At 69.4% G+C, this 20,406-nt stretch carries 23 protein-coding genes and 1 pseudogene; 15 read left to right on the top strand and 9 right to left on the bottom strand.

Annotated features, from left to right (window positions below; all coding sequences use genetic code 11):
* Nucleotides 1-125: 125 nt before the first annotated feature.
* The 7 genes from ACP7A5_RS00450 to ACP7A5_RS00420 are packed head-to-tail and all read left to right on the top strand — an operon-like array spanning nucleotide 126 to nucleotide 4,734.
* A complete protein-coding gene (locus ACP7A5_RS00450) occupies nucleotides 126-914 on the top strand; it encodes a hypothetical protein (protein ID WP_426040069.1) in 789 nt (262 codons plus the stop codon).
* Between the two features lie 43 nt (nucleotides 915-957).
* Nucleotides 958-1,365: an arsenate reductase (glutaredoxin) gene (gene arsC / locus ACP7A5_RS00445; RefSeq protein WP_426040068.1), complete on the top strand. Its 408-nt coding sequence runs from the start codon at nucleotides 958-960 to the stop codon at nucleotides 1,363-1,365.
* Between the two features lie 9 nt (nucleotides 1,366-1,374).
* Entirely contained in the window at nucleotides 1,375-1,845 is a 471-nt protein-coding gene (locus ACP7A5_RS00440) for an NUDIX domain-containing protein (RefSeq protein ID WP_426040067.1), read from the top strand.
* A gap of 11 nt (nucleotides 1,846-1,856) precedes the next feature.
* Complete coding sequence (locus ACP7A5_RS00435; RefSeq protein WP_425988732.1) at nucleotides 1,857-2,306, top strand: DMT family transporter; 450 nt, start codon at nucleotides 1,857-1,859, stop codon at nucleotides 2,304-2,306.
* A 60-nt stretch (nucleotides 2,307-2,366) separates the two neighbouring features.
* Entirely contained in the window at nucleotides 2,367-2,840 is a 474-nt protein-coding gene (locus ACP7A5_RS00430) for a YkgB family protein (protein WP_426040066.1), read from the top strand.
* 36 nt (nucleotides 2,841-2,876) lie between these two features.
* Nucleotides 2,877-3,896 carry a UbiA family prenyltransferase gene (locus ACP7A5_RS00425; RefSeq protein WP_426040065.1) on the top strand — a complete coding sequence of 340 codons (1,020 nt, stop codon included), beginning with the start codon at nucleotides 2,877-2,879 and terminating at the stop codon, nucleotides 3,894-3,896.
* A gap of 13 nt (nucleotides 3,897-3,909) precedes the next feature.
* Nucleotides 3,910-4,734, top strand: coding sequence for a DUF3298 domain-containing protein (locus ACP7A5_RS00420; protein ID WP_426040064.1), 825 nt, complete (start codon nucleotides 3,910-3,912; stop codon nucleotides 4,732-4,734).
* 42 nt (nucleotides 4,735-4,776) lie between these two features.
* Here the strand turns inward: ACP7A5_RS00420 and ACP7A5_RS00415 are convergent, their stop codons facing one another.
* From ACP7A5_RS00415 to ACP7A5_RS00405, 3 genes are read right to left on the bottom strand one after another with little or no spacing between them, the layout of a single operon-like run.
* Entirely contained in the window at nucleotides 4,777-5,718 is a 942-nt protein-coding gene (locus tag ACP7A5_RS00415) for an alpha/beta fold hydrolase (RefSeq protein WP_426040063.1), read from the bottom strand.
* A 34-nt stretch (nucleotides 5,719-5,752) separates the two neighbouring features.
* Complete coding sequence (locus ACP7A5_RS00410; protein WP_426040062.1) at nucleotides 5,753-5,950, bottom strand: helix-turn-helix transcriptional regulator; 198 nt, start codon at nucleotides 5,948-5,950, stop codon at nucleotides 5,753-5,755.
* On the bottom strand, nucleotides 5,947-6,351 hold the full coding sequence (locus ACP7A5_RS00405; protein WP_426040061.1) for a hypothetical protein: 405 nt from the start codon (nucleotides 6,349-6,351) through the stop codon (nucleotides 5,947-5,949). Before ACP7A5_RS00405 ends, ACP7A5_RS00410 begins: the two co-directional genes overlap by 4 nt.
* A 128-nt stretch (nucleotides 6,352-6,479) precedes the next feature.
* Here ACP7A5_RS00405 and ACP7A5_RS00400 point away from each other — a divergent pair.
* The 6 genes and pseudogenes from ACP7A5_RS00400 to ACP7A5_RS00375 form a co-directional block, all read left to right on the top strand.
* Nucleotides 6,480-7,349, top strand: a pseudogene (locus ACP7A5_RS00400) (fatty acid desaturase family protein); the annotation flags it as partial.
* An 84-nt stretch (nucleotides 7,350-7,433) separates the two neighbouring features.
* A complete protein-coding gene (locus ACP7A5_RS00395; RefSeq protein WP_426040395.1) occupies nucleotides 7,434-8,084 on the top strand; it encodes a class I SAM-dependent methyltransferase in 651 nt (216 codons plus the stop codon).
* 47 nt (nucleotides 8,085-8,131) lie between these two features.
* On the top strand, nucleotides 8,132-8,506 hold the full coding sequence (locus tag ACP7A5_RS00390; RefSeq protein WP_426040060.1) for a hypothetical protein: 375 nt from the start codon (nucleotides 8,132-8,134) through the stop codon (nucleotides 8,504-8,506).
* An 80-nt stretch (nucleotides 8,507-8,586) separates the two neighbouring features.
* Nucleotides 8,587-9,438, top strand: a complete 852-nt coding sequence (gene ypfJ, locus ACP7A5_RS00385; protein WP_426040059.1) for a KPN_02809 family neutral zinc metallopeptidase — start codon at nucleotides 8,587-8,589, stop codon at nucleotides 9,436-9,438.
* Between the two features lie 42 nt (nucleotides 9,439-9,480).
* Nucleotides 9,481-10,635 (top strand): glutamate 5-kinase, encoded by a 1,155-nt coding sequence (gene proB, locus ACP7A5_RS00380; protein WP_426040058.1) that lies wholly within the window; start codon nucleotides 9,481-9,483, stop codon nucleotides 10,633-10,635.
* Nucleotides 10,632-11,894, top strand: a complete 1,263-nt coding sequence (locus ACP7A5_RS00375) for a glutamate-5-semialdehyde dehydrogenase (protein ID WP_426040057.1) — start codon at nucleotides 10,632-10,634, stop codon at nucleotides 11,892-11,894. The genes proB and ACP7A5_RS00375 overlap by 4 nt, the downstream gene beginning before the upstream one ends.
* On the opposite strand, the gene ACP7A5_RS00370 is transcribed toward ACP7A5_RS00375, so the two are convergent.
* The 3 genes from ACP7A5_RS00370 to ACP7A5_RS00360 form a co-directional block, all read right to left on the bottom strand.
* The gene (locus tag ACP7A5_RS00370) at nucleotides 11,891-12,835 is read right to left on the bottom strand and encodes an aspartyl protease family protein (protein WP_426040056.1); all 945 of its coding nucleotides are present in this window, start codon (nucleotides 12,833-12,835) and stop codon (nucleotides 11,891-11,893) included. The two genes, ACP7A5_RS00375 and ACP7A5_RS00370, sit on opposite strands and share 4 nt — an antisense overlap.
* Nucleotides 12,836-13,325: 490 nt before the next feature.
* Complete coding sequence (locus tag ACP7A5_RS00365; RefSeq protein ID WP_426040055.1) at nucleotides 13,326-14,819, bottom strand: aldehyde dehydrogenase family protein; 1,494 nt, start codon at nucleotides 14,817-14,819, stop codon at nucleotides 13,326-13,328.
* Between the two features lie 82 nt (nucleotides 14,820-14,901).
* Entirely contained in the window at nucleotides 14,902-15,324 is a 423-nt protein-coding gene (locus ACP7A5_RS00360; protein WP_426040054.1) for a hypothetical protein, read from the bottom strand.
* 263 nt (nucleotides 15,325-15,587) lie between these two features.
* Here ACP7A5_RS00360 and ACP7A5_RS00355 point away from each other — a divergent pair, with 263 nt between their 5' ends.
* Both ACP7A5_RS00355 and ACP7A5_RS00350 read left to right on the top strand, forming a co-directional pair.
* The gene (locus ACP7A5_RS00355) at nucleotides 15,588-16,160 is read left to right on the top strand and encodes a hypothetical protein (RefSeq protein ID WP_426040053.1); all 573 of its coding nucleotides are present in this window, start codon (nucleotides 15,588-15,590) and stop codon (nucleotides 16,158-16,160) included.
* Nucleotides 16,161-16,290: 130 nt separating this feature from the next.
* Nucleotides 16,291-18,723 carry a PAS domain-containing sensor histidine kinase gene (locus ACP7A5_RS00350; protein WP_426040052.1) on the top strand — a complete coding sequence of 811 codons (2,433 nt, stop codon included), beginning with the start codon at nucleotides 16,291-16,293 and terminating at the stop codon, nucleotides 18,721-18,723.
* Between the two features lie 89 nt (nucleotides 18,724-18,812).
* Here the strand turns inward: ACP7A5_RS00350 and ACP7A5_RS00345 are convergent, their stop codons facing one another.
* Genes ACP7A5_RS00345 through ACP7A5_RS00335 form a run of 3 tightly spaced genes read right to left on the bottom strand, consistent with a single transcriptional unit; the run spans nucleotide 18,813 to nucleotide 20,337 of the window.
* Nucleotides 18,813-19,325, bottom strand: coding sequence for a periplasmic heavy metal sensor (locus tag ACP7A5_RS00345; RefSeq protein WP_426040051.1), 513 nt, complete (start codon nucleotides 19,323-19,325; stop codon nucleotides 18,813-18,815).
* A complete protein-coding gene (locus tag ACP7A5_RS00340; protein WP_426040050.1) occupies nucleotides 19,322-19,759 on the bottom strand; it encodes a hypothetical protein in 438 nt (145 codons plus the stop codon). Before ACP7A5_RS00340 ends, ACP7A5_RS00345 begins: the two co-directional genes overlap by 4 nt.
* Nucleotides 19,756-20,337 (bottom strand): RNA polymerase sigma factor, encoded by a 582-nt coding sequence (locus ACP7A5_RS00335; protein WP_426040049.1) that lies wholly within the window; start codon nucleotides 20,335-20,337, stop codon nucleotides 19,756-19,758. The genes ACP7A5_RS00340 and ACP7A5_RS00335 overlap by 4 nt, the downstream gene beginning before the upstream one ends.
* Nucleotides 20,338-20,406: the final 69 nt, after the last annotated feature.

Below are 20,406 nucleotides of genomic sequence, written 5' to 3'. Positions count from 1 at the left end.
CTGATTGTGACGCAGGAATAGAGGGCGCGGTCGAACGGTTCAAGGTGTCGATGCGAGCAAGGCCTGGAACGCAACAAAGCCCCGATTGAAGATCAGCGTTGTGACGGACGAACAAGGCGACCGCCGTGACCCCTAGCGAACGCGATATCCTGAGCAAGGTCCCGGCCATCACCGCCGGCTTCTGGCTGATCAAGATCCTCGCCACGACCCTCGGCGAGACCGGCGGCGACACGGTCAGCATGTCGATGGGGCTGGGCTACCTGACGGGCACGGCGATCTTCGCCACGATCCTGCTGGTGCTGGTGGCGGCGCAGATCCGGGCGAGGCGGTTTCAGCCGTTCCTGTACTGGGCGACGATCATCGCCTCCACCACCGCCGGGACAACCCTGGCCGACTTCGCCACGCGGTCGCTGGGGATCGGCTATACGGGTGGTTCGGCCTTGCTGCTGGCCGCGGTGCTGGCGTCGCTGTGCGTCTGGCGGAGGGTCGAGGGCGAGATCCAGTCCGACACCGTCAGCTCGCCCCGCGCCGAGATCTTCTATTGGGTGACCATCACCCTGTCCCAGACCCTGGGCACGGCGCTGGGCGACTGGACGGCGGACACCGGCAGGCTGGGCTACCTGGGCGCGGCAGCGGTGTTCGGAGCCCTGCTGGCGATCGTGGCCGGGCTGGCGCTGTGGACGCGCGTCAACCGGGTGCTGCTGTTCTGGGCGGCCTTCATCCTGACGCGACCGCTGGGCGCGACGGTGGGCGACTTCCTCGACAAGCCGCTGGACGACGGCGGACTGGCCTTCAGCCGACCGGTCGCATCCGCGGTTCTTGCCGTCGTGATCGTGGGGCTGATCCTGTTGCTGCCCCAGCGAGCGGGCGGGCATCCGGGCGGCGGAACGGGGCGCACGATCCCGGCGGTCTGACGCAGGCGTTGATCGCCGGCCGTCCCTGTCGGACAAGGCGGCCATGACCGACTTTCCCGTGACGATCTTTCACAACCCCGACTGCGGCACGTCTCGCAATGTGCTCCGGGCCATTCTCGACCAGGGCTATGCGCCGAAGGTCTTGCTCTATCTCGAGAGCGGCTGGACGGCGTCGCAACTGACCGATCTGATCGCGCGCATGGGCGTTCCGGCCCGCGCCGTCCTGCGCGAGAAAGGCACGCCCGCCGAAACGCTGGGTCTGCTCGATCCGGCGGTGTCCGACGAGACCCTGATCTCGGCCATGGTCGAGCATCCGATCCTCGTGAACCGGCCGATCGTCGAGACGCCGCTGGGCGTGGTGATAGGGCGGCCGTCGGAGCGGGTGTTCGAGGTCCTGGACCGGCGGCCCGACCGGTTCGTCAAGGAGGACGGCGAGGTCGTCGTCCTGTAGCGTCGCCGCATGAACTGGCGCGTCCGAATCGAGCCCTTCACCCGGCCGCTCTTCTTTGCCTGGTCCCGGCTTCAGCGCGGCATGACGCTGGGCGTACGGTCCGTGGCGGTCGATGCCCAGGGGCGGGTCATGCTGGTGAAACACACATACCTCGCCGGCTGGTGGCTGCCGGGCGGGGGTGTCGATCGCGGCGAGGCGACCGGAGATGCAGCGGCGCGCGAACTGTTCGAGGAGACGGGGCTGAAGGCGACCACGCCCGGCCGGCTGGTCTCGGCCCATTCCAACGAACGGTTCTTCAAGGGGGACCATGTGCTGGTCTATCGCTTCGACGCCTTTGAGGCGGGCGCGTTGACCCACCATGGCGAGATCGCCGAGACCGGCTGGTTCGATCCGCGGAACCTGCCCGAAGATGCGCACAGGTCGACCCGTGACCGGATGGCCGAAATGTTCGGCGGTGCGCCCGTCGATCCGCGCTGGTAGAGGCTGAACCTATGAACTTCGCACCCTGGATCGCCATGCTGGCGGTTGTCCTCGCCGGCGGCGCCACCGCCCTTCAGGCGCCCACGAACGCCCGGCTGGCGACGGCCGTGACCGGCCCGGTCAACGCCGCCTTCGTCTCGTTCGCCATCGGCACGGCGGCGCTGGGCATCCTCGCGGCCATTCTGCACAGCCGCCCCGACATCGCAGCTTCGAAGGCGCTTCCCTGGTATGCCTGGGTCGGGGGCCTGTACGGCGCGATCTTCGTGGTCGCCGCAACCTGGGCCGTGCCCCGGCTGGGCGTGGCCATGACCATCACCCTGATGGTGGCGGGCCAGCTGATCATCAGTCTGGCGCTGGATCATTTCGGCGCGTTCGGCGTGCCGCGGGCGCCGGTCAATCTGGGCCGCATAGCGGGCGTGGCCCTGGTCATCGGCGGCGTCATCCTCGTGCGCCGGAGCTAGGCGGACGTAACCTCAGCGGATCCGGCGGCGAACCCGAGGCGAACCGCCACCGGAGCCTCCATGATCGAATCCCTGTCCCCGCCCCGCCTCGACGGCCGCGCCGCCTTGCGGTTCGGCATCGCCTTGCGGTTCGGCATCGCCCTGATCCTGCTGTGGTTCGGCTACATGAAATTCCTGCCTTACGAGGCCGAGGGGGTTCGCGGCATCGCCGAGGACTATTGGCTGTTCGGATGGCTCTATCCGCTGGTCGGCGTGGGCGGCGCCTCCGCAGTGATCGGCGTGCTGGAGATCACCGCGGGCGTCCTGATCGCCGTCGGCGGCCGATTCCCGTGGGCCGGGCTGCTAGGCGCGCTGATGGGCATGGTGACCTTTGTCGTGACGCTAAGTTTCTTCTTCACCGCGCCCGGCGTCTGGCAGGAGGGCTACGGCTTCCCCGCCCTGGGCTCGACCGGGCAATTCCTGGCCAAGGACGTCGGGCTGCTGGCCATCTGCGTCTATCTGGTGCTCGACGCGCGCGATCGGCTCGACCTGTGACCTGACGCCGGGCGGACGGAGTGCTATCCGTCCGCCATGTCAGCCCCCCTCCCCGACGCCGGCCGCAACTGGGTCGACGCCCGAGCGCCCGAAGGCCTGAAGCCGTGGCTGAAGCTCGGCCGGTTGGACCGGCCGGTCGGCATCTGGCTCTTGTTGCTGCCCGGGTGGCAGGGGATCACCCTGGCGCTGGCGCAGTACAGGACGACACCCGGCCTCCATGAGCTGTGGCTGTTCGTCGGCTTCGCCGTCGGCGCCTGTCTGATGCGGGCGGCGGGTTGCGCGTTCAACGACATCGTCGATCGCGATATCGACCTGAAGGTCGCGCGGACGGCGGCGCGGCCGATCCCGTCGGGACGGATCAGCGTGCGGCAGGCGTGGCGGTTCGTGATGGGGTGCAGCCTGGTCAGCCTGTCGATCCTGCTGACGCTGAACCTGACGGCGGTGCTTCTGGGCGTCGGGTCGCTGGCGCTGGTGGCGGCCTATCCCTTCATGAAGCGGATCACCTGGTGGCCGCAGGCCTGGCTGGGGCTGACGTTCAACTGGGGCGCGCTGATGGGCTACGGGGCCGCGACCGGCGCCCTGTCCTTCCTCGTCTGGGCCAATGGCCAATGGAAGGTCATGACAGGCGACTGGCTGACCTTCGCCGTCGCGCCGGGCGTGAACGGTGAACTGACGATCGCGGCCATCTTGCTCTACGTCGGCGGCGTGTTCTGGACCCTTGGCTACGACACCCTCTATGCCCTGCAGGACATCGAGGACGACGCCATGGTCGGGGTCAAGTCCTCGGCTCGGCGATTGGGCAAGGGCGTGAAGACCGGCGTCGCCGCCTTCTACGGGCTGGCCGTGCTGTTGGCCGTAGCCTCCGGAGCAGCCGCCGGACTGGGCGTGGCCTTCTACCTCGGCCTCCTCGTCTATGCCGCCCATCTGGCCTGGCAGGTGCGCACGCTGAGGCCCGCCGACGGCGCCCTGGCGCTGAAACTGTTCAAGTCGAACCGGGAAGCGGGGCTGATCCTGCTGGCGGCCATCGCCCTCGGCGCCGTATCACTGCCCTTCTAGTCTGGAGATCGCCATGTCCACGCCGTTTCGTCTCGCCGTTCTGAGCCTCGCCGTCGCCTCGACCCTGGCCGGCTGCAACCGCGACAAGGCGGCCGAGCCCGCCCCGCCGACTGCAACCGCCGGAACCGGCGCAATCGTGACCCCGGCCGACGCCGCCGCCCCCATGGCCTTTGAGTCCAAGACTGCCTTCGCCGAGGTCAGCCTGACCCTGCCGGTCGCGATCAAGGGCCAGCCCGACCTTCACGCCCGCCTCTACGCCGCCGCCGTCCGCGACCTGCGCGAGTTCTCCGAAGGGGCCCAGGCCGACCGCACCGAGGCCGGCGGCGACGAGGGCATGGGCGCCTACAACAAGTCCATCGAGATCACGCCCGGCGCCGAGACCGGCAAGCTGTTCAGCCTGATCCGCACGGATTCGGAATACACAGGCGGGGCGCACCCCAACTCGTCCTTCGCCGCGATCCTCTGGGACAAGGCCCTGAAGCGCGAGCTCGCGGCGGCAGACCTGTTCACCAAGACCGGCGACCTGTCGGCGCTGGACACTGCCCTGTGCGCCGCCATCAACGCGGAAAAAAGGAAGCGCGACCCGCAGGCCCGGACGGTGTCTCTGACCGGCAGCGATATGTGGACATGCCCGCGCGCGGCGTCCGTGCCCTTCGTCCTGGCGCAGGGCACGATGCCGGGCAAGACGGGCGGACTGGTCTTCCTGATCGGGCCCTACATGGTCGGGCCCTATTCCGAGGGCGCCTACGAGGTGACCGTCCCGCAGAGCGCCTTCCGGTCCCTGCTGGCTCCCGCCTATGCTGACGAGTTCGCCGGCCAGCCCAAGCCGGAAGCCTGACGATAGTCTCCCTCCCCCTCGGGGGAGGGAAAACATCACGCCCTACTTCAGAAACTCGTCCACCAGCGCGTCGAAGCGCGCCGGCTGGTCGGCCATGATGAAGTGGCGGCTGGCGTCGACGCGGATCACCTTCACGCCCGGCAGGGCGGCGTATTCCCGCTCCCACAGGCCTTGCGCCATCGCGGGCGGCGGCCCGCCGTCCGGATCGGTCGCGTAGAGGGCGGTGACCGGGGTGGTCATGGCGGCCAGACCCGGACGGGCGTCGGTGGTCATGACGTCGCTCATGGCGGCGGCGAAGGCGCGCCGGTCGCTCGCCATCGACCAGTCGATGATGTGCTCGCGCATGGCCGGATCCCGGGCGAGGCTCGCCGCAGTCTGACCCTGTTGCGCCCGGAAGGCGGTCTCGTCGGCGGCGAGGATGCCAGCAGCGGCCTGGGCCGCGAACGGACGAGCCTGATCAGCGGTCACGGTCGGGCCGAACATGGCGCTGTAGAACGGCAGGGCATCGACGATCATCAGTCGGCCGACGTGATCCGGATGCGACTGGGCCAGCAGCAGGCCGCTAAGCCCCCCCATCGAGTGGCCGATGACCGCCGGATGATCGAAGCCGACCTCGGCGATGTAACGGGCCAGTTCCTCGACCTCGGGCGTGACGAACGGGCCGTCGCCGTGGCTCCAGGGTTCACCGGCGAAGCCCGCCAGCTGAACGAGATGCACCCGATGGGTGGCGGCGAGCCGCGTGGCCAGCGGACGCCAGACCTCGCGCGACGAAGCCAGGCCGGGGATCAGGATGACGTCGGGGCCGGAGCCGATGACCTCGACCGACAGGCGATCGGAGCTGAAGGGCGCGGTCTGGGTCTCGGGGGCTGGCTCGGCGCGAGCCTGTGTCGCGAAGACGGCGCCGCCGACGGCCAGGGCCGTCGCGGAGGCCAGGAACAGGGCGCGCAGGGTCGAGCGCCCGACGAGGTAGCGGAGATGCAGCATGACGATGTCCTTGTAAGGTTATCCTGACGAAACGTCAGACGTGGGGATTGTCGAAGACGTCTTCCACCGCGCGTTCGAACAGGGCAGCGATACGGTAGGCGAGGTCGAGGGAGGGGTCGTGTTTCTCGGTTTCAAGCGCATTGACGGCCTGACGAGAGACGCCCAGCGCCTGACCCAGCTGTTCCTGGGTCCAGCCCTTGCCGGTGCGGAGTTCGCGCAGGGTGTTCTTCATCGGCCGCTGCTCTTCACGAACGGCGAGACCAGTCCGAACAGGCCCCAGAACAGCGGATAGATCAGCCAGCCCGGCGCATGCCACGCGCCGCCGTAGCTCTCGGCGAAGCCCCAGCCGCTGAACAGGGCCATGGCCAGTCCGGAGGCGATGACGAAGCGTTTCGCGGTTAGGGCGCGCACGAACTCGTCGGCCTCGTTCATCAAAGACAAGGTGGCCCACAGCTGCCCCGCGATCGGCGCGGCGACGCACAGACCGAGGACCACGCCCGCCGCCTTGCCGATGATCTCGTCGAAGGCGCCGAAGATGGCCGCCACATTGACCAGGACATAGCCGGCCATGAACATGTTGGTGCGGATCACATAGCGTTTGTGCGCCGGATCCAGTGTCTTCCACGAAGCCATGAGGCATCTCCTTTGTAAGGCTCACCTTACACGACAATTTTGTCAGGTCAACATGACTTTTGTCAGGTGATGCTGACACGCCTGTCCAACGCTTGGCCCCGACCCGGAGGCGGCCTATCATCGCCGCCATGCCCGCCGCCCTGCGCATATCGCCCGCCGAGGTCTTCGCTCCCGACGCGTGGGCGCCGTTCCAGGCGCGCTCGGCGTGGAAGGGACCGCTGCTGGTCGTCCACGCCTGGGGCGTCACCGCCCTGGCTGTCCTGGCGGGAGTCTGGCAGCCGATCCTGATCCCGCTCTGCGTCATGATCATCGGCACGCGCCAGCTGGGCCTCGCCATCCTGATGCACGAGGCGGCGCACGGGGCCCTGGCGAAGGACCTGAAGCTCAACGATGTCCTCGGCCACTGGCTGTGCGCCGTGCCGATCGGGGCGTCGCTGGACGCCTATCGCCCCTATCATCTGTCCCACCACCGGTTCGCCCAGCAGCCCGAAGACCCCGATCTGGTCCTGTCGGCCCCCTTCCCCGTCTCCGGCGCCTCCCTGCGCCGCAAGATGATCCGCGACCTGACCGGCCAGACCTTCTTCAAGCAGCGGGTGCTTCTGCCCCTGGCGATCCTGCGGAAGCGGTCGGCGGGCGGAGAGGCGCACGACTATGAGGCCATCGTCACCGGCCGCTCGGTTGCGCCCTTCCTGCTGGTCAATGCTGTGATGCTGGCCGGCTTCATCGTCGCCGGCGTCTGGTGGGCCTGGTTCGCCCTGTGGCTGCTGCCCATGGCGACCTGGTTCCCGCTGGTCACGCGACTGCGCAACATCGCCGAACACGCCTGCGTCGAGGGCTCGGCCACCGACCCCTTCCGCGCCGCCCGCACGACCCGCGCGAGTTGGTGGGAGCGCGCCCTGATCGCCCCCTACTGGGTCAATTTCCACGCCGAGCATCATCTGTTCATGCACGTTGCCTGCTGGAACCTGCCGCGCCTGCACAAGGCAATCCGGGCGACCGGGCCCGGCGGGCGGATGGAGGTGGCGCCCGGCTATGTCAGCGTCCTGCGTCAGGCAGCGTCCGGACGGGGCGGCCGAGACCGCGTGACCATCACCGATCCCGCCGCCTTCATCCTGGCCAACACCCGGCTGCAGGCCGTGCCGCATGCGCCGGAGATCTCGCTGTGGCTAGCAGACGAGATCACCCCGATCTGGAAGCTCACGGAAGAGGAGCTGGGCGAACTTGGTCTGCCGCCCCCGTTCTGGGCCTTCGCCTGGTCGGGCGGACAGGGGCTGGCGCGCTGGGTGCTGGATAACCCAGACACGTTCGCCGGCAAGACCGTCGTCGACTTCGCCACCGGATCGGGACTGGTCGGGGTGGCGGCGATGAAGGCGGGCGCGGCGAGCGTGCTGTGCGCCGATATCGACCCCTTCTGCGAAGCGGCGGTAAGGCTGAATGCCAAGGCCAACGTCGTGGCCCTGTCCTTCACCGACGCCAACCTGCTGGACGCCGCCCCGCCCGAGGTCGACATCCTCTGCGCCGGCGACGTCTGTTATGAAAGGCCGATGACCGAACGGGTCATGGCCTGGCTGAGACAGGCGCGAGCACAAGGATCGCAGGTCTTCGTCGGCGATCCGCACCGGACCTATTTCCGCACCGACGGCCTGACCCATCTGGCCGAGTATCAGGTGCCGACCACGCGAGAGCTGGAGGATTTCGCCATCAAGCGCAGTTCGGTCTTCTCTCTGGATTGATTGCGGCCACGCTTGGCCGAAACGGCGCCTGGCCCCATCTTGAGGACATGAAAGTCGCAGCCGTCATCCTGCTGTTCGCCCTGTCCGCCCTGTCCGCCGGGACCGCTTCGGCGCAGGCGTACGCGCCCGGCCAGCCCTATATCGGCGACCCGCTGGCCGACCGGCTGCGTTCTCGAATGGAAACCCTGCGCCTTCAGTCCGAACAGCAGGCCGCCTATGCTCGCCAGCAGCAGCTCAGCGCCCGCTTGGCCGAGATCGAAATCCGCGCCCAGCGCCAGCCGGAGCCCTATGTCCCGCTGGTCGATGTTCCATCCTCCCCCGACGCCCAGCGCCGCGCACGCGAGGCGGCGACGGCGCGGCGGGAGGCCGTTTCGTCAGGCGTGAGCCAGATCGACGACTGGCTCACGCGCCCTCGACGCTGAGGCTCGTTCTGATCAGACTGCATCCCTTCCCCTCCGGCTGCGTTCCGGCCTAGCTTGAGCGGGACATACGGGAGACGGCGATGCGTTGGCAGGGCGGACAGCGGGGCGGCGGGATCGAGGATCGCCGCGGCATGGGCGGCGGCGCGGTCGCGGGCGGAGGCATCGGCGTCGCCGTGCTGGCCCTGATCGGCTATTTAGTCTTCGGCATCGACCCCTCGACCACCACCCAGGTCGCCAGCCAGTTCGGGCAGGCGGGAGCCTCGCAAGAGGGGGTCCAGGGTACGCCTGAGGATCAAGCCGGTCTGTTCGTCGATATCGTGGGCAAGAACATCAACGACGTCTGGGCGACAAAGCTCGAAGGCTACCGGCCACCCGACAACATCGTCATCTATGAGCAAGGCACGCCCACGGGCTGTGGCTTCGGTCAGTCGGCGATGGGGCCATTCTACTGTCCGACCGATCGCCAGGTCTATCTGGACCTCGCCTTCTGGCAGGAGATGGAGACCCAGCTCGGCGCCTCCGGCGCCGACTTCGCGCGCGCCTATGTTCTGGCCCACGAAATCGGCCACCACGTCCAGACACTGACCGGGGCGTCGGAACAGGTGCAGCGGGCGCAGCAGGGCGCCTCCTCCGAGACCGAGGGCAACCGCTATTCCGTGGCGCTGGAGCTTCAGGCCGACTGCTACGCCGGGGTCTGGGCCGCCAATGCCGCCTCCGTCTCGGGTGGCGAGGTCGCGGTCGAACAGGGTGATCTGGAAGAGGGCCTGCGCACCGCCTCGGCCATCGGCGACGACACCCTGCAACGTCGCTCGGGCGGACAGGTCAGCCCGGAAAGCTTCACCCACGGCTCGTCGGCCCAGCGAATGGAATGGCTGCAGCGCGGCTACCAGACCGGCGACCCGGCGAGCTGCGATACGTTCCAAAGCCTCTAAAGGCCGCTTGTTGCATCGCACACGGCGCGGCATGGTCGCGCCGTGACCGCCCCTGCCCTGACCCCGCCCGAAGTCGCCTCCCCCGCCGCCAGCCTGCGCGCGGCGCGACGCATCGTGGTCAAGGTCGGGTCCTCGCTCGTGGTGGACCAGAAGGCCCCGGCGACCGTGTGGCTGGCCGGTCTGGCCGCTGATATCGCCGCGCTGCGGGCGCAGGGGCGACAGGTCGTGATCGTGTCGTCCGGCGCCGTCGCGCTTGGGCGCGGTCGGCTCGGGCTTGAGAAGAATGCACGCCTGGACGAGAAACAGGCCGCCGCCGCCGTCGGACAATCTCTGCTCATGCAGGCCTGGGAGGCGGCGCTGGCCGGGGCGGGCCTGACGCCCGGACAGGTTTTGCTGACCCGCGACGACACGGAACGCAGGCGGCGCTGGCTCAATGCGAGGGCGACGCTTGAGGCCCTGCTGAAGCTCGGCGTCGTGCCTGTGGTGAACGAAAACGACACCGTCGCCACCGAAGAGATCCGCTACGGCGACAACGACCGGCTGGCGGCGCGGGCGGCGCAGCTGGTCCGGGCGGACCTGCTGATCCTGCTGTCGGACGTCGATGGTCTGTACACGGCCGATCCGCGTCGCGATCCGGCGGCCCGGCACCTGCCGATAATCGAGAGCCTCGGTCCCGAAATCCTGGCCATGGCGGGCGGGGCCAATGCCGACGCGGCCGTGGGCACCGGCGGCATGGCGACCAAGCTTGAAGCGGCGCGGATCGCCCGGTCGGCCGGGTGCGCGACCCTGATCGTCTCGGGACTGGAGGCGCGGCCGCTGAGCGCGGTCGCCGCAGGCGCGCGCGCCAGCCTGATCACGGCGACCGCCACACCCCTGCAAGCCTACAAGGCCTGGATCGCGGGCAGTCTGGAATGGGCAGGAGCGCTGACCGTCGATGACGGCGCGTCCCAGGCGCTGGCGAGCGGACGCAGCCTCCTCGCCTCAGGCGTCAAACACGTCGAGGGCCGGTTCGACCGGGGCGACTGCGTGCGCGTGATCGGGGGCGATGGCGGGGTGCTGGGCGTTGGGCTGGCCGCCTATGCCGCCGACGAGATGGACCGGATCCGGGGCCGTCACTCCGGCGAGATCGAGGATCTGGTCGGCTACAAGGGACCGGGCGTGGCCATCCACCGCGACGACCTGGTCCTGCACAGATGAGCGATCTGGACAGGGCGATGCTGGAGCGTGGACGGCGCGCACGGGCGGCGGCGGACGCCGTGCGACTGGCCCCGGCGGACACGCGGTCGGCGGCCCTGAGGGCCATGTCAATCGCACTGAGGGCGCGAGCCGACGACATCCTGAAGGCCAATGCCCGCGATATCGACCGGGCCCGGACGAATGGCATGGGGGAGGCGCAGATCGACCGGCTGGCCCTCACTCCAGCGCGTATCGAGGCCATGGCGGCGGCGGTCGCCGAGGTCGCGGCCTTTCCCGATCCGCTGGGCGTAGAGACGGTGCGCTGGACGCGGCCGAACGGGCTTGATTTCGCCCGGGTGCGGACGCCGATCGGGGTGCTGGCCATCATCTACGAGAGCCGGCCCAATGTGACGGCGGATGCGGCGGCCCTGTGCATCCGTTCGGGCAATGTCGCCATCCTGCGCTGCGGGTCTGACTGTCTCGACAGTTCGCTGGCCATCCATGCGGCGGTCGTCGAGGGGCTGGCGGCGGCGGGATTGCCGGCAGACGCGGTTCAGTTGGTCGATACGCCGGACCGGGCTGCGGTGGGCGCGCTCCTGACGGGGCTCGAAGGCTCCATCGACCTGCTGATCCCACGAGGCGGCAAGAGCCTGGTCGCCCGGGTGCAAGCGGAGGCGCGGGTTCCGGTCCTGGGCCATCTGGAGGGGATCAACCACACCTATCTGCACGCCTCGGCGGAGGTGGGGATGGCGCGTGACGTCGTGGTCAACGCCAAGATGCGGCGGGTGTCCGTGTGCGGATCGACGGAAACCCTGCTGATCGATCAGGCCGGCGCAGCGCGGCTGTTGCCGCCGGTGGCTGAGGCGCTGATCGCAGCCGGATGCGAGCTGCGAGGCGACGCGGAGGCCAGGGCGCTTGTGCCCCAGATGCGCTCTGCGACCGACGACGACTGGGGGCATGAATTCCTGGCGCCGATCCTGGCGGTCAGGATCGTCGAGGGGCCGGACGCGGCGATCGAGCATATCCGCACCCATGGCTCTGGCCATACAGACGCGATCGTGGCCGGGGACGAGGCCGCGGCGGCCGAATTCCTGAACCGCGTCGACAGCGCCATCGTGCTGTGGAACGCCTCGACCCAGTTCGCGGACGGGGGCGAGTTCGGCTTCGGCGGAGAGATCGGCATCTCGACCTCGCGCCTGCATGCGCGCGGGCCGGTCGGCGCCGAACAGCTGACCAGCTACAAATACGTTGTGCGCGGGACCGGCCAGACCCGACCCTAGCCTATGGTCAGGTCCAGCGGTCGCGAGGCGTGCAGACGACCCCCGCCGAGATCGAGCACCATCCGACGCCCCGCGAAGGCCTCCATCCCGACCAGGGCGGCGGGGAAGCCGGGCAGGGGCACGTCGGCATAGATGGGTGTGTCGGCGTCGCGATAGATCTGGTCGCCGACGGTGATGGTCCGTGACCGGACGATCTGTGAGTCGATCGACCCGCCCAGGACAATACTGCTCCCACGCTGCGACGGCCGACCGTCCAGCAGTCCCGCGCCCTCTGCCGCCTCTCGCGACAGGGCCAGGAGGGCCGAGGCGCCGGTATCGACCACGGCCTGAATGGTCGCGCCCTCGACGGTCACCTCGGTCGTCAGGGCGCCGCTCGCCTTCGACACCGGGATGGCGGCGACGTTGGTCGGCAGGACGTGGCCCTCACGCGGCAGGAAGCGCATGCGGCGTTCCTCGGTGTCCAATTCCAGCACCGTCTCGCCCAGCAGGTCCTGGCCGAGGATCAGCGGCGCCGAGAGGCCTTCGCCGACCGCCAGCGGTCCCAGCGACAGGATGGCGGTGCGAAGCGCCTCGATCCGCATCGCCCCGACCGACACGTCCAGTGTCACCCCCCGCCCCATCTGCGCCCCGCCGCCGACGCCATAGGCGACCAGCGGAATGTCGAAGGCCTGGGTCAGGCCCAGCCGCTGGAACAGGCTGCGGTCGATGACGGAATACTGGGCCCCGGAATCGACCAGGGCACGGACCGGCTGGCCGGCGACCGTGACCCGTACGGTCGGCACCGAGGCGCGCCGCTCGTCATAGGGCAGCCAGCCGCTGTTTCCCTCCGGTCCGAAGGCGACGCCGGGATCGCGCCACAGCACATGGTCCCTCAGCCACCACGCCCCGCCGAGACCGGCGGCGACGAGCACGGCGCGGGTCAGAAGGGCGCGGCGGTTCATTCTTTCACAGTGGGGACGGGTTGCGGCGCTGTCGAGGCGCGGCGGCGTCGCAATTCCCCTTCCGCGTCGCCGGAGGACAGCGCCCGGCCGACTCGGGAATTCAGAGTCCAGATCGTCCCTAGAGTCCCGCGGGGCCGGTCTCGAAAACCCCGTCCGAAGCATCCGATGCGTCCGAAGCGTTCGCCCACGATCATCCTCTCCGCGCGAAAGGGATCAGTATGGGGCCGTTTCAGGGGGTGATGGGTAAAAGGGCTCTCGTTCGACCCGAGTGTTGATTTGAAAGGCCGATTCCGAGGATCCGTTGATGGGTATCACACCCGTTCCCTTCTCCCCTTGCGGGAGAAGGTGGCAGCCGAAGGCTGACGGATGAGGGGTCGCGCCGGCGGCGGGAGTGGGGGCTGCCAAAGCGGACTTCAGGCGTCAGCGTGACCCCTCATCCGACCTCGCTTCACTCGGCCACCTTCTCCCGCAAGGGGAGAAGGAAGACGGTTCACACCTCGAACCGCACGCCCTGGGCGAGCGGCAGGGCGGAGGAGAAATTCACTGTCTGGGTCTGGCGGCGCATATAGGCTTTCCACGCATCGGAGCCGGACTCACGGCCGCCGCCGGTCTCCTTCTCGCCGCCGAAGGCCCCGCCGATCTCGGCGCCCGAGGGGCCGATGTTGACGTTGGCGATGCCGCAGTCCGAGCCCCAGGCCGAGAGGAAGGCCTCGGCCTCGCGCACGCTGTCGGTGAAGACGCAGCTCGACAGGCCCTGGGGCACGGCATTCTGCATTGCCACCGCCTCGTCGAACTCGCGCCACGTCAGGACGTAGAGGATGGGGGCGAAGGTCTCATGCTGCACCACTTCGCTCTGGGCCGGCATGCGGACGATGGCGGGGCGGACATAGTCGCCCTCCCGGCTTCCGCCGACGACAATCTGACCGCCCTGCTCCAAGGCCTGTTTCAGCGCGGCGTCGAAGCCCTTCGCCGCGTCTTCGTCAATCAGCGGTCCGACCAGCACCCCGTCCTTGCGCGGATCGCCGATCGGCAGGGTGGCGTAGGCTCTGGCCAGGCGTTCGATCAGGGCGTCGGCCACATCCTCGTGCACCAGCAGGCGACGCAGGGTTGTGCAGCGCTGACCGCAGGTGCCGACGGCGGAGAAGGCGATGGCGCGGACCGCCATGTCCATGTCGGCGGACGGCGTGACGATCATGGCGTTGTTGCCGCCCAGCTCCAGCAGCGACCGCCCGAGCCGTCCGGCGACCGTCTTGGCGACGGCCTTGCCCATCCGGGTGGAACCCGTCGCGGAGACCAGGGCCACGCGGGGATCGGCGGCCAGGGCCTCGCCGACCTCGCGGCCTCCGACGAGAAGCTGAACGAGGCCGTCAGGCGCATCGCCGAACCGGGCCAGGGCGCGCTGCATCACCGCATGGGTGGCGATGGCGGTGAGAGGCGTCTTCTCAGACGGCTTCCAGATCACAGGGTCGCCGCAGACCAGCGCCAGCGCCGCGTTCCAGGCCCAGACAGCAACCGGAAAGTTGAAGGCCGAAATCACGACGACCGGGCCTGCCGGCTGCCAGGTCTCGCGCATGTGGTGGCCGGGACGTTCGCTGGGCAGGGTCAGGCCGTAGAGCTGGCGCGAGAGACCGACGGCGAAGTCGCAGATGTCGATCATCTCCTGCACCTCGCCCAGCCCCTCGGACGTGACCTTGCCGGCCTCGAGCGTGACCAGCATGGCGAGGTCGTCCTTCGACGCACGCAGTTCCTCGCCCAGCAGCCGGACCAGCTCGCCGCGACGGGGCGCGGGTATGCGGCGCCAGGCGTCGAAGGCGGACGTCGCGGCGGTCAGGGCGGCCTCGATCGCGGCGGCGTCGGCGAGGCGAACGGGCGCTCCGGTCGAGCCGTCGATGGGCGAGCGGGTGGGCAGGCCGGAGGGATCGAAGGTCGCCTCGGAAACGCCGAGGCGGGTCAGGATGGCGTGGGCGTTCTGGGCTGCGGTCATGTCGGCGGCTTAGCCGCACGACCGGAAAAGCGAAAGGGCCGCCTCCTTTCGGAAGCGGCCCCTCGATCAGGTTGCGATCAGCTTACCAGCGGCGACCGTCGCGATCGCGGCGTTCGTCGCGCAGGTTACGCTCGATGCCGTCGAGGCGGTCCTGGAGATCACGGCGCTCCCAGCGGCTCAGGCCGTCGCGGCCGTAGCGCCACTCCAGCCGCTGGTACTCGTCCAGCTGCCAGCGCAGGTTCTGGGCCTCGCGGCGGCTGATGCGGCCGTTGTAGGCGGCGCGATCGATACGCTGGGCGAGACGGGCCTGGTCGCCGTTCAGGCCGCCGCCGTTCCAGCCGCCATTGTAGCCGCCATTGTAGCCGCCGCCGTGGTTCTGGCCGTAGCCGCCGCCGCGGTCACCGTGGCCTCGGCCATAGTCCTGGGCCAGCGTCGGGGTCGCGATCGCGACCGCCGACGCCGCCAGAAGCGAAAGCAGGGCTTTCTTCGTCAGGGCGGTCGTCATGATCTTCTTCCTTCATCTGGTCCGGGGTGGGCTGCGAGGTGAAGAAAACCACGCTGAAGCTGACACGCGTCTGAGCCGTCTGTTGTGAAACAGACAGGTTGATGAACGGCCACGCTTGATGCCCGCGCTGAACGCGTCGGTCTGTGAGGTTCAAGGCACGGCGGCCGGAAGGCCGTCGTATCTTCATCCCTGCTTCACCCTCTTGCGAAACCGGGCGTCAAGGGCTGATCCCGCAGGGTGGAGCGGAACGGGTGAGGACGACCATGGCGCGTGCGCAATTCCAGAAGGGCCAGAAGGTCTGGGTCGAGTGCGTGGGCGCGTGGGCCCAGATCGAAAAGGTCCAGCCCGTTTGGGCGAAAGGCTTCGAAGAACCGGTCAAGGTCACCTACGACGTCGGCCTCGGCCGGGAGTTCCAGGCCTCCGAACTGATGCTCCCGGCCGAGAACGAGGCCGGCGGCGCTCTGGGCACATGGCGCATGCTGCGGGCCCGAAACAAGTGGCAGCTGGCCGAGGACGTGCCGCACCATCCCTATCCGGGCACCTATCCCGTCGTGGTCACCGATCCGGCGGACTGGGGCGGCTGGCGCGTGCCGGGCGCCGAATACGACCGAGATCCGCAGCGGATCGAGTTCCAGGCCCGCCTGATCGCCGCCGCGCCGCGCCTGATGGATCTGGCGCAGAAGCTGGTCGATACGGTCGCCGAAAGCCCCGAAGACGCCCCGCCGGAGACCCTGGCCCTGGCCCGTCAGGCGCGCGAGGTCCTGAAGTCCGTGACCGAGGCCCTGGCCCCGGCGCCCGAGGCCTCCGCGCCCGCTGTTCGCGCGCACGCCGCCTAGAATACTTTCGTTAACCAAACCTCGACAGGATTCAGCGACGCAGCCTAGATTCCGAGCCGTCGTCGAATCGCTCAGCGCCTGACCCTGCCGCCCCGGCGGGGACCGCAGCGATCATGTCCGGGAGAGCGCCTTGCGGGGCACAGAGCGCCGCATTCAGCAGCCGGGGCGACGGTCGCAGGACCGTCCCGAAGGCTTGCCGACCTGGGGCCGGGTGCTGGTTCTCGCCCTCACGCTCGGCCTCGCCATCTATGTCGTCCTGTTCGCGCGGGAGAGCACGCGCCCCGCGCGCGAGGCGGCGGTGCTGAAGGCCGAGGTGCTGCATCGCGCCGCCGACCTGGGCGCCGCCCTGCTGGACGCCAAACTGGCCCGGGCCCACCTCGGGCTGAACGTCGCCGCCGAGGCCCTGAGAAAGAACCCGAGCCGCCCGCTGGACGCGCTGGAGGCCGCCCGCGCCGCCGCCCCGACCAGCGCCTTCGCCGTGCTCGACGCGGCCGGTGTCGCCACAGCGGCCGTCGGGGCGAGCCCGGCCGAGTTTCGCCCCCTGGCGGCCTCCGGGTCCGCCGGACCTCGGGCGACGCTCGATCGCATCGCCCTTCTGTCGTTCGCCCCAGGGACCGCGGGTCTGGTCGCGCGCACGCCCGTCGCCGACGCGGCCGGCGTGCGCACCCTCGTCGTCTCGCCGACAGAGGGGCTCATCGCGGGTGCTGCCGGCGCCTCACTGAAAGATCGACTGGGCCTCGAGCTGTCGGCCCTGACCGCCTCGCAGACCGTGGTCCACGGCTCGCCCCGACCGAACGAAGCGGTACGGGCCACGGCATCCCCCGTGGGCGACACCGGCCTCAGCGTCGTCGCCTGGCGGCCGGACTCGACCGGGGCCGCCGCCATCATCAGCGACCTTTGGCTTTTGATCGCACCGCTGGGCCTGGGGGTCCTGGTGCTGGGCCTCGCCTTGCTGCAGCGCTGGCGACAGGCGCGCGCGTCCAAGGCCTGGGCAGAGACCGAACATCGTTTCCGCGTCGCCGTCGAGGCGGCGCGTTGCGGCGTCTGGGAATGGGATCTGAACGCCGGCGAGCTCGTGGTGTCGGACTTCATGGCGGAGTTGCTGGGCCTTCCCGCCGGCGGCGCGGTCAAGGCCGAGGCCGTAATGGAGCGAATTCACCCTCGCTATCGCGATCTGGTCGAACACGCCCTGCGTCAGGCCGCGACCTTCGGCGCCTTCGAGGTGACCTTCCCCGTACCGCTGGCGACCGGCGGAGCCCGCTGGATCGACGCGCGCGGCCAGGCGCGCGGGTCGCGCGGCGAGGACGGGTTCAGCATCATCCTGGGCGTCGCCCTGGACATCACCGAGGCTCGCCGCGCCAAGGCCCAGGCCCAGGCCGCCGAGAACCGGCTGCGCGACGGCATCGAGAGCGTCTCGGACGCCTTCGTCCTGTTCGACAAACACGGCCGGCTGATCCTGTGGAATCAGGCCTTCAAGGATGCCTTCGGCTTCGCTGACGAGGCGGTGCGCAAGGGCGCCATGAAGGACGAGCTGAACCGTATCGCCGCCCTCGCCATCAAGGAGGAACGCCCCTCCGCCGAGGGCCGCGCCGGCGCTCGCGAGGTCGAACTGCATGACGGCCGGGTGCTGCAGCTGTCCGAGCGGTTCACCGGCGACGGCGGCACGGTCGTCACCGCCGCCGACGTGACCGCCATCCGCCGCCAGGAGCTGGAGCGCCAGCGGGCCGCCGACAGTCTGCGGATCACCGTCGACCAGCTGGAGACCAGCCAGGAGAAACTCAGCCTGCTGGCGCGCAAATACGAGATCGCCATGACCCGGGCCGAGGCCGCCAACCAGGCCAAGTCGGAGTTCCTGGCCAACATGTCCCATGAACTGCGCACGCCGCTGAACGCCATCAACGGCTTCTCGGAGATCATGGCCGGCGAGATGTTCGGGCCGCTGGGGGACGCCAGATACAAGGGCTACGCCGCCGACATCCTGAAGTCCGGCCAGCACCTTCTCAGCCTGATCAACGATATCCTCGACATGGCCAAGATCGAGGCGGGCAAGATGACCCTGCACTACGAGCCCGTGTCCCTGACCGAGATCTGCGAGGACGCCATCCGGCTGATGCGCGGCAAGGCGCAGGACTCGGGCCTGATCCTGTCGCTGCAGGCGCATGATCTGCCCGAGATCGACGCCGACTATCGCGGGCTGAAACAGGTGATGCTCAACCTGATCTCCAATGCGGTGAAGTTCACGCCGGAGGGCGGCGAGATCACCGTGTCGCTGGACACCCTGAACGCGGACCGGGTGCGGATCTTGGTGACCGACACCGGTATCGGCATCGCGGCCGAGGACCTGAAACGCCTGGCCCATCCCTTCGAACAGGTCGAGGGCCAGCATTCCAAGACGACACAAGGGACGGGCCTCGGCCTGTCCCTGACCAAGGCCCTGATCGAGCTCCACCAAGGGCAGATGCTCATGGAGAGCGAGCCCGGCGTCGGCACGACGGTCAGCTTCGACATCCCGATCAAACGCCCCGGCGCGCCGGTCGAACAGATCCAGGCGCGAGCGGCCTAAAGCCTGATTCACGGCTCGAAGGTCACCACGGCCATGACCGCCACGGGCACGGCGATAACGCCGACCCACAACCCCGCTGAATGGAACGCCTACTTGGGCCGTCCGTCTCCGCCCTTGTCGCCGTGACCGCCGTCTCCGCCGCCCTTGCTGCGACGGAGAATCTGGGCGAAGGCCGCGCGTTCGGCCGGCTCCAGCGTGCCTAGGATGGTCAATGTGTCGGCTTCCAGCCGCCGGCGACCGCGAATCTCGGCCGCGCGGGACTGGTCCAGCAGTCGTTCCACGAGCGCCCGATCATAGGGCTCGGCGGCGGCGGCGGCGATCGCCTGTCGACGCGCCGCGCGGGCCTGCTGGAAGTCGGGCCGGGCGGCGAGGCCGGCGTCCCGCAACGCCTGACGCACACGGCCGCGAACCTCGGGATCGAGCGCCGCGACCAGTTCGCGCGGCGAGGCGCGATACTCGTCCCCCGCCTTGCCGTCCATGCGGCGTTCGATTCGATCCTGTCCCGTCAGGGCCGTATAGGCGGCGGTCGCGGCAAACAGGTTCACGGCGACGGAGGCGGCCAGGGCGACGCCGAGAACGATGGCGAGGGTGCGCATGTTCATCCCAGCACCTCGGTCTCGTCGAAGCTCAACATGGCCTGGTCCAGCACGGCGTCGGCCTGGCTCTGCGCCGCCAGATGGCCGCCCAGATTGGTGCCGTAGACCACGCCGGCGCAGGCCGCGGCGGCCCAGCTCGCCCCCCCGATCCACAGCAGCTTGCGTAGCGAAGGCCAACCGGCGCGCGCCTTCAGGTTCGCCGCTAGGGCCGAGGCAAGGACACGATCCCGGAGGTCCATGGACACGGCCGGATTGGGGGATGCGAAGAGGGCGGCGTCGGTCTGGCGCGCGTCGAACAGCGCACGTCCGGCCTCGAGCGGATGGGTTTCGATCCATGCGCGCGCGGCGTCGCGCACGCTCTCGGGCCAGCGACGGACATCGCCCCCATAGGCTGCGGCCAGTTCGCCGATACGCGTCTCATCCATGCCCTCGCGGGTCATCGTCGTGCTCCTTCGACCGCCGGCTCCGCGCCGGGGGCCAGATGCGCCAGCGTCTGCCTCAGGGTCCTGCGACCCCGCGACAGCAGGCTTTCCAGCGCCTCGATACTGACCGACATCAGGCCGGCGGCCTCGATATTGGTCAGTTCCTGATAGTGACACAGCACGATGGCCTCGCGCTGGCGCTGCGGCAGGGCGACCAGGGCCCGATCCACCTGCGCGCCCAGCTGGGCCGTCATGATCCCGCGATCCGGGGCCGGCCCCTCGTCGGGCCGATCCGGAGAAATCTCTGTCGGAACCTCGCGTCGCCGACGCAGGCGATCGTAGCAGAGGTTCAGCGCCACCCGGTGCAGCCAGGTGTCGAACTTCGCCTTGCCCGGCGTCCAGCGCGGCGCCTGTTTCCAGGCTCTCAGCAGGGCTTCCTGGGCCACGTCCTCGGCCTCGGCGGGGTCGCCCAGCATCCGCTGCGCCAGGGCCAGCATGCGCGGAAGTTTGCGCGCCACCATGGCCTGAATGGCCGCCGGGTCGCCCTGACCCACGCGGCGCACCAGTTCCTCGTCGGGGTCGGCGACAGAGGCCAAACGGTCCCTTTCCGGGCGAGCAGACAGGCGGGCGAACGGGCGGGACGGCCAGGGAAGTGCGACCGTCCC

It is taken from the genome of Brevundimonas sp. TWP2-3-4b1 (assembly GCF_049897665.1).
In the GTDB taxonomy this organism is placed as follows: Bacteria; Pseudomonadota; Alphaproteobacteria; order Caulobacterales; family Caulobacteraceae; genus Brevundimonas; species Brevundimonas subvibrioides_B.
This window is presented reverse-complemented; position numbering and strand designations above follow the sequence as displayed.

Bases quoted from the DNA above. Each gene is read 5' to 3' on its own strand.
- ACP7A5_RS00360 (WP_426040054.1), bottom strand. From the start codon at position 15,324: ATGACGACCGCCCTGACGAAGAAAGCCCTGCTTTCGCTTCTGGCGGCG.
- ACP7A5_RS00410 (WP_426040062.1), bottom strand. From the start codon at position 5,950: ATGAAGAACACCCTGCGCGAACTCCGCACCGGCAAGGGCTGGACCCAG.
- ACP7A5_RS00425 (WP_426040065.1), top strand. From the start codon at position 2,877: ATGTCAGCCCCCCTCCCCGACGCCGGCCGCAACTGGGTCGACGCCCGA.
- ACP7A5_RS00435 (WP_425988732.1), top strand. From the start codon at position 1,857: ATGAACTTCGCACCCTGGATCGCCATGCTGGCGGTTGTCCTCGCCGGC.
- ACP7A5_RS00375 (WP_426040057.1), top strand. From the start codon at position 10,632: ATGAGCGATCTGGACAGGGCGATGCTGGAGCGTGGACGGCGCGCACGG.
- ACP7A5_RS00370 (WP_426040056.1), bottom strand. From the start codon at position 12,835: ATGAACCGCCGCGCCCTTCTGACCCGCGCCGTGCTCGTCGCCGCCGGT.
- ACP7A5_RS00390 (WP_426040060.1), top strand. From the start codon at position 8,132: ATGAAAGTCGCAGCCGTCATCCTGCTGTTCGCCCTGTCCGCCCTGTCC.
- ACP7A5_RS00440 (WP_426040067.1), top strand. From the start codon at position 1,375: ATGAACTGGCGCGTCCGAATCGAGCCCTTCACCCGGCCGCTCTTCTTT.
- ACP7A5_RS00415 (WP_426040063.1), bottom strand. From the start codon at position 5,718: ATGCTGCATCTCCGCTACCTCGTCGGGCGCTCGACCCTGCGCGCCCTG.
- ACP7A5_RS00405 (WP_426040061.1), bottom strand. From the start codon at position 6,351: ATGGCTTCGTGGAAGACACTGGATCCGGCGCACAAACGCTATGTGATC.
- ACP7A5_RS00355 (WP_426040053.1), top strand. From the start codon at position 15,588: ATGGCGCGTGCGCAATTCCAGAAGGGCCAGAAGGTCTGGGTCGAGTGC.
- ACP7A5_RS00420 (WP_426040064.1), top strand. From the start codon at position 3,910: ATGTCCACGCCGTTTCGTCTCGCCGTTCTGAGCCTCGCCGTCGCCTCG.
- ACP7A5_RS00430 (WP_426040066.1), top strand. From the start codon at position 2,367: ATGATCGAATCCCTGTCCCCGCCCCGCCTCGACGGCCGCGCCGCCTTG.
- ACP7A5_RS00345 (WP_426040051.1), bottom strand. From the start codon at position 19,325: ATGAACATGCGCACCCTCGCCATCGTTCTCGGCGTCGCCCTGGCCGCC.
- ypfJ (WP_426040059.1), top strand. From the start codon at position 8,587: ATGCGTTGGCAGGGCGGACAGCGGGGCGGCGGGATCGAGGATCGCCGC.
- ACP7A5_RS00365 (WP_426040055.1), bottom strand. From the start codon at position 14,819: ATGACCGCAGCCCAGAACGCCCACGCCATCCTGACCCGCCTCGGCGTT.
- ACP7A5_RS00340 (WP_426040050.1), bottom strand. From the start codon at position 19,759: ATGACCCGCGAGGGCATGGATGAGACGCGTATCGGCGAACTGGCCGCA.
- arsC (WP_426040068.1), top strand. From the start codon at position 958: ATGACCGACTTTCCCGTGACGATCTTTCACAACCCCGACTGCGGCACG.